The 6,602-nt window shown below is 71.4% G+C and carries 6 protein-coding genes; 4 read left to right on the forward strand and 2 right to left on the reverse strand.

Annotated features, from left to right (window positions below; translation table 11 throughout):
* Positions 1–158: 158 nt before the first annotated feature.
* The gene (locus tag ACFV9W_RS37500; RefSeq protein WP_385770287.1) at positions 159–1,538 is read left to right on the forward strand and encodes a cysteine desulfurase/sulfurtransferase TusA family protein; all 1,380 of its coding nucleotides are present in this window, start codon (positions 159–161) and stop codon (positions 1,536–1,538) included.
* A gap of 99 nt (positions 1,539–1,637) precedes the next feature.
* On the opposite strand, the gene ACFV9W_RS37505 is transcribed toward ACFV9W_RS37500, so the two are convergent.
* Positions 1,638–2,612 carry a carbohydrate kinase family protein gene (locus tag ACFV9W_RS37505; RefSeq protein WP_385770289.1) on the reverse strand — a complete coding sequence of 325 codons (975 nt, stop codon included), beginning with the start codon at positions 2,610–2,612 and terminating at the stop codon, positions 1,638–1,640.
* A gap of 135 nt (positions 2,613–2,747) precedes the next feature.
* Between ACFV9W_RS37505 and ACFV9W_RS37510 the strand changes: the two genes are divergently transcribed.
* The gene (locus ACFV9W_RS37510; RefSeq protein WP_385770291.1) at positions 2,748–2,957 is read left to right on the forward strand and encodes a hypothetical protein; all 210 of its coding nucleotides are present in this window, start codon (positions 2,748–2,750) and stop codon (positions 2,955–2,957) included.
* Positions 2,958–3,029: 72 nt separating this feature from the next.
* The gene (locus tag ACFV9W_RS37515) at positions 3,030–4,502 is read left to right on the forward strand and encodes a hypothetical protein (RefSeq protein ID WP_385770293.1); all 1,473 of its coding nucleotides are present in this window, start codon (positions 3,030–3,032) and stop codon (positions 4,500–4,502) included.
* 70 nt (positions 4,503–4,572) lie between these two features.
* On the opposite strand, the gene ACFV9W_RS37520 is transcribed toward ACFV9W_RS37515, so the two are convergent.
* A complete protein-coding gene (locus ACFV9W_RS37520; RefSeq protein ID WP_111661853.1) occupies positions 4,573–4,929 on the reverse strand; it encodes an iron-sulfur cluster assembly accessory protein in 357 nt (118 codons plus the stop codon).
* Between the two features lie 238 nt (positions 4,930–5,167).
* Between ACFV9W_RS37520 and nadA the strand changes: the two genes are divergently transcribed.
* Positions 5,168–6,373, forward strand: a complete 1,206-nt coding sequence (gene nadA / locus ACFV9W_RS37525; protein WP_385770295.1) for a quinolinate synthase NadA — start codon at positions 5,168–5,170, stop codon at positions 6,371–6,373.
* Positions 6,374–6,602 lie beyond the last annotated feature (229 nt).

The following is a 6,602-nucleotide window of genomic DNA, read 5'->3' on the forward strand; positions in this document are numbered from 1 at the left end:
AGCGGGGAAGCGCCACCCCGGCGGGTGCAGGTCGGGCGGGGGGGGTGCGGCCCGCGGCGGAGGTGCTGATGTCACAGACCCGCGCCCCCGGCGGAGGCGGGGGGGTAGGCCGTCCCGGTGGGTGGGGGTGGGGCTCTGGTTACCCGTAGCGTTGTGGTGTGTCGTACTTCGATGGGGCGTCGGGCGCTCCTCTGCATCCCGTTGCCCGGCAGGCGCTGCAGGCGTCGCTCGATGAGGGGTGGGCCGATCCGTCGCGTTTGTACCGGGAAGGGCGGCGGGCGCGGCTGTTGCTCGATGCCGCGCGGGAGGCCGCCGCCGAGGCCGTGGGATGCCGGCCCGACGAGTTGGTGTTCACCTCGTCCGGGACCCGGGCGGTGCACGACGGCGTGGCGGGGGCGCTCGCGGGGCGGCGGCGCGCGGGAAAGCACCTGGTCGTGTCAGCTGTCGAACATTCTTCCGTGCTCTATTCGGCGGCGGTGCACGAGAATCTCGGCGGGTCGGTGGCCCAGGTCGGGGTGGGGCGCGAAGGCCGGGTTTCCGTCGACGCGTTCCGTGCCGCGCTCCGGGAGGACACCGCGCTCGCCTGCCTGCAGTCCGCCAACCACGAGGTGGGGACGGAGCAGCCCGTCGCCGAGGCGGCCGAGGCGTGCCGGGGCGCCGGGGTGCCGTTGTTCGTGGATGCCGCGCAGTCGTTGGCGTGGGGGCCGGTCGCGGGTGAGTGGTCGTTGCTCGCCGGGAGTGCCCATAAATGGGGCGGCCCTGCGGGGGTCGGACTGCTCGCCGTAAAGAAGGGGACACGGTTCGCTCCGCAAGGGCCCGCCGACGAGCGGGAGTCGGGGCGGGCCGCCGGGTTCGAGAACATTCCGGGCATCGTGGCCGCGGCCGCGTCACTGCGGGCCGTGCGGGCGGAGGCCGCCGGGGAGGCGGCGCGGCTGCGGGAGTTGACGGAGCGGATCCGCGCGCGGGTGCCGGAACTGGTGCCGGACGTGGAGGTCGTCGGCGATCCAGTGCGCCGGCTGCCGCACCTGGTGACCTTCTCCTGCCTGTACGTCGACGGGGAGAGCCTGCTGCACGGCCTCGACCGCGCCGGTTTCTCCGTTTCGTCCGGGTCGTCCTGTACGAGCAGCACGCTGACGCCCAGCCATGTGCTGCGCGCGATGGGCGTCGTGAGCGAGGGGAACGTACGGGTGTCGCTGCCGCTGGGCACGGAGGCCGCCGAGGTCGAGCGGTTCCTCGACGTGCTGCCCGGGGTGGTGGGCGAGGTCCGGGAGAAGCTGGGCGCACCGACCGCCGGGGCGCAGGGCTCCGCCGAGACCGTGACCGTGGACGCGCTGGGCATGACCTGCCCCCAGCCGGTCATCGAACTCGGTCGGGCCATCGGGCGGGTGCGGGTGGGCGGCACGGTCACCGTCATCGCCGACGACGAGGTCGCCGCGGTCGACATCCCCGCCTGGTGCTTCACCCAGGGCCACGAATACGTAGGGGCAGAACCACACCCCGATGGGGGCACAACATACGTGGTGCGCAGGAACAGGTAACCCAGGGGCGCGGGGAACTGCGCGAACGCGACCACACGCAAAACCGCGGCCGCGCTGCTCGACGAAAGAACAGCAACGGCCGCGGCCCCACCGAAGGCGTCAGCCGAGGTGCGCCTCCACCTCCCCAGCGGCAGCGTCCCCGTACGCCTTGCGGAACCGGTCCATGAACGGCGCCCGCCGCAGCTCGTACTCCTGCGTGCCGAGCGTCTCGATGACCAGCGTCGCGAGCATGCAGCCGATCTGCGCCGCCCGCTCGTGCCCGACGCCCCACGCCAGACCGGACAGGAAGCCCGCGCGGAACGCGTCGCCGACACCGGTCGGGTCGACCTTGGCGTCCTCCTCCGGGACGCCGACCTCGATCGGGTCCTCGCCGGCCTTCTCGATGCGCACGCCGCGCGCGCCGAGCGTGGTGACGCGGTGGCCGACCTTGCCGAGGATCTCCTCGTCGGTCCAGCCGGTCTTGGACTCGATGAGGCCCTTCTCGTACTCGTTGGAGAAGAGGTACGTGGCGCCCTCGAGGAGCGTCCGGATCTCCTCGCCGCCCATCCGCGCGATCTGCTGCGAGAAGTCGGCGGCGAACGGGATCGAGCGCGAGCGGCACTCCTCCGTGTGACGGAGCATCGCCTCCGGGTCGTCCGCGCCGATCAGGACCAGGTCGAGTCCGTCCACGCGGTCGGCGACGGTCTTCAGCTCGATGAGCCGGGCCTCGCTCATGGCGCCCGTGTAGAAGGAGCCGATCTGGTTGTGGTCGGCGTCCGTGGTGCAGACGAAGCGGGCCGTCTGCAGGGTCTCGGAGATCCGGACGGACTCCGTGTCCACGCCGTGGCGGTCGAGCCAGGCGCGGTACTCGTCGAAGTCCGAGCCGGCGGCGCCCACCAGGATCGGGTTCGTGCCGAGCTGGCCCATGCCGAAGGCGATGTTGGGGCCTACGCCGCCGCGGCGTACGTCGAGGGCGTCGACGAGGAAGGAGAGGGAGACCGTGTGCAGCTGGTCCGCGACCAGCTGGTCGGCGAAACGGCCGGGGAAGGTCATCAGGTGGTCGGTGGCGATGGAGCCGGTGACTGCGATTCGCACGGCGTGAGCACGCTTCCTGAATAAGGGGAGGGGTTGACGCTTCACGCTACCCGCTCGGGGTGCACGGGCTGAACGGTGGAAAATGCCCGATAGCGACTCTTTCTTCGGATGTCACCTCAGGGCTACCGTGCCGTCATGACCTACGACGTGTCAGGCATGGTCCAGGACGATCTCGCGGAGCTGCGCGGCGACTGCGTCCGGATGCTCCCGCACTGGGTGACGCCACCGGCGCCGTGGGAGGTGGAGCGGCCCGGCGCGGCCCGCCGGCCCGCCGGGATCCACGGGGTCGTGGTGCCCGAGTCGTCGGCCCGGCTGATCGACTCCATGGCCGGTTTCGGCGACTGACGGCTTCCGGAAGGGAACCGCGCGCCCGTACGCCCCGTCCCATCGGTGACCCCGGTGAGAAGGAGCGATGCGGTGAGCAGCGAAGAGCGGACGCGGGAGCGTCCCGGGCGACGGCGTACGGCGGCTGTCGTGTCGGTCGCGGCGGCCGTCCTGCTGGCCGGTGGCGGCGGCGCGTATCTGGCGGCGAACGCGATGGACGGGTCCGGCGACGAGGGGTCGGCCCGGCCCGGCGGCACCGGCACTCCCCCGCCGCTCGCCCTGGACGGCTACTCCGGCACCACTCCCTCGTCCGGCACCGCGCCGCCGCCCGGCATCGCGCCCGGCGAGCCCGACCCGAACGGCACCCGTTACAAGGCGACCGGCGATCTCCCGGCGGGCCCCGGAAAGGCGCCCGTCCACCTCGCGCGCGGCGGGGTGAGCGCCGCCGAGGCCACCGCGCTCGCCGAGGCACTCGACGTGCAGGGGAAGCCGCGGCAGGACGGCGACGCCTGGAAGGTGGGTCCCGCGAAGGACGGTTCGGGGCCCTCGTTGCAGGTGAGCCGGGAGGCGCCGGGGAGCTGGACGTACTCCGCGTACGCACCGTCGGCCGGCGGCAAGTGCGGTGGCGGGACGAAGTGCGGCGACCCCCATGGCGACGGAGGGCGGGCGGTGAGTGAGGCCGCGGCGAAGCAGGCCGCCGCGCCGGTACTCAAGGCCCTCGGCCAGGACGACGCGAAGCTGGACGCGGAGCAACTCATGGGCGCCACGCGGGTGGTGAACGCCGACCCGGTGGTCGGCGGGCTGCCGACGTACGGCTGGTCGACCGGGATCCAGGTCGGCTCCGACGGTCAAGTGGTGGGCGGCAGCGGCCGGTTGAAGGCTCCGGCGAAGGACGCCACGTATCCGACGGTGGGGGCGCGCGAGGCCCTTGAGCGGATGAACGGGGCGGCCGGCGGGGGCCGGGTCTCCGTCGGCGGGTGCGCGAGTCCGGTGCCGCTCGGCGAGGGCAAGAACGAGGACTGTGCCTCCGCACCGCCGAAGCCGGCGACGGTCGATGTCACCGGCGCGACGTTCGGGCTGGCCGCGCACACCGTCGGGGGCCGGCAGGCGCTGGTGCCGTCGTGGCTGTTCGAGGTGCGGCCCAGCGGTTCCGACTCCGCGTTCACGGTGACGTATCCGGCGGTGGAGCCCAGGTACCTCGCGGCGCCGAAGAGTTCGCAGCCGTCCCCCTCGCAGCCCTCCGGCAAGGCGGGCGGCGGCGACACCCGTGCCGTGCACGTCCAGGGCTACAGCGCCAAGGGCAGGACCCTGACGCTGCACTTCACGGGCGGGGTGTGCGCGAAGTACGCGGCGTCGGCGGACGAGTCCGGGGGCCGGGTGAACGTGAAGGTCACCGAGACGCGGAAGAAGGGCACCGTCTGCGTGCAGATGGCGAAGTTCTATACGTTGCCGGTGACGCTGGACGCTCCGCTCGGCGAGCGGAAGGTGGTGACGGCCGACGGGTCCGCCGTGCCGTACGCGCAGAAGAACGCGCCCGGCGGGGCCGAGCCCGCGCCGCGCGACTGAGCGGACCCGCAGGAATGCCGAAGGGGCGGCCCCAGTGGGGCCGCCCCTTCGCGCTGTACCGCTGTACGGCTTAGCTGAACGAGTCGCCACAGGCGCAGGAGCCCGTCGCGTTCGGGTTGTCGATCGTGAAGCCCTGCTTCTCGATGGTGTCGACGAAGTCGATGGAGGCGCCGCCCAGGTACGGGGCGGACATGCGGTCGGTGACGACCTTCACGCCACCGAAGTCCTTCACGACATCGCCGTCGAGCGAGCGCTCGTCGAAGAAGAGCTGGTAGCGCAGGCCGGAGCAGCCGCCGGGCTGAACAGCCACACGCAGGGCCAGGTCGTCACGGCCTTCCTGGTCGAGCAGAGCCTTGACCTTCGCGGCGGCTTCGTCGCTGAGGATGATGCCGTCGCTGACGGTGGTGGTCTCGTCCGATACGGACATCTACATCTCTCCCGGGTTGTTCGGAGACTGCTTGCCGACCATTGCAACCGGCAAAGGCCCGGATCCATTCCGGGTTACGCACTTCTTCTCTTCATGCTCGCACACAGTGCGCGGGCGGGGCACGGGGCGGCGGCGGCCGGATGCGTCACATCGACGAATTCACCATCGTCAAACTGACGTGAAGCACGTATGATAGATAGCGTCATTTCGACGAAAAGTCGAGCAGAGCGAAGAAAGGGTGCGTGACGTGACCACGGCCCAGTCCCCCCAGGCCCCCGTTGACCTGGATGTTTCCCCCACGCCTCTGGCGCTCCTGCTGCTCGGCCGCGAGGCCGACCCCAAGAGCGAGCGCGGCGTGGAGTGCCCCGGCGACCTGCCCTCGCCGTCCGACCCGGACCTGGTGGAGCGGGCGCGCGCGGCAAAGGAAAGGCTCGGAGACAAGGTGTTCGTGCTCGGACACCACTACCAGCGCGACGAGGTCATCCAGTTCGCCGACGTCACCGGGGACTCCTTCAAGCTGGCGCGGGACGCGGCGGCCCGGCCCGAGGCCGAGTACATCGTGTTCTGCGGTGTGCACTTCATGGCCGAGTCGGCCGACATCCTCACCGGGGACGACCAGAAGGTCGTGCTCCCGGACCTGGCCGCCGGCTGCTCCATGGCGGACATGGCGACGGCCGAGCAGGTCGCGGAGTGCTGGGACGCGCTGACCGAGGCCGGCATCGCCGAGTCCGTGGTCCCCGTCTCGTACATGAACTCGTCCGCGGACATCAAGGCGTTCACGGGCAAGCACGGCGGCACGATCTGTACGTCCAGCAATGCCGAGCGGGCGTTGAACTGGGCGTTCGAGCAGGGCGAGAAGGTGCTCTTCCTGCCCGACCAGCACCTCGGGCGGAACACGGCCGTGCGTGACCTCGGCATGTCGCTCGACGACTGCGTCGTCTACAACCCGCACAAGCCGAACGGCGGGCTGAGCGTCGAGGAGCTGCGGGCCGCGAAGATGATCCTGTGGCGCGGGCACTGCTCCGTGCACGGGCGGTTCTCGCTGGACTCCGTGAACGACGTGCGGGAGCGGATCCCGGGGGTCAACGTCCTGGTGCACCCGGAGTGCAAGAACGAGGTCGTGGCCGCGGCGGACTACGTCGGGTCGACCGAGTACATCATCAAGGCGCTGGAGGCGGCGCCCGCCGGGTCGAAGTGGGCCATCGGCACGGAGCTGAACCTGGTGCGGCGGCTCGCCAACCGGTTCGCCGCCGAGGACAAGGAGATCGTCTTCCTCGACAAGACGGTGTGCTTCTGCTCGACCATGAACCGGATCGACCTGCCGCACCTGGTCTGGACGCTGGAGTCCCTGGCGGACGGCCAGCTGGTCAACCGCATCGAGGTCGACCGCGAGACGGAACAGTTCGCGAAGCTGGCCCTTGAGCGGATGCTGGCGCTGCCGTAGCGGGTGACGTCCCGCCGCCTTGGGCAATCTGCCGCCTTGGGCGGGGGACCGATCTCTTCAGCCCCTGCGGCGATTGAGCAGCGGGGTCCGGGGCAGAGCCCCGAAACCGGAAGCGGGGCGGGCGCCTGATGAAGCGCTCGCCCCGCACCGGGGTGCCGCCTTGCCCACCCTGCCGCCCAAGGCGGCAGATTGCCCAAGGCGGCACGGCAACCGTCACGCGTTGGCCGGC

This window comes from Streptomyces sp. NPDC059897 (genome assembly GCF_042730865.1).
Lineage (GTDB): Bacteria > Actinomycetota > Actinomycetes > Streptomycetales > Streptomycetaceae > Streptomyces.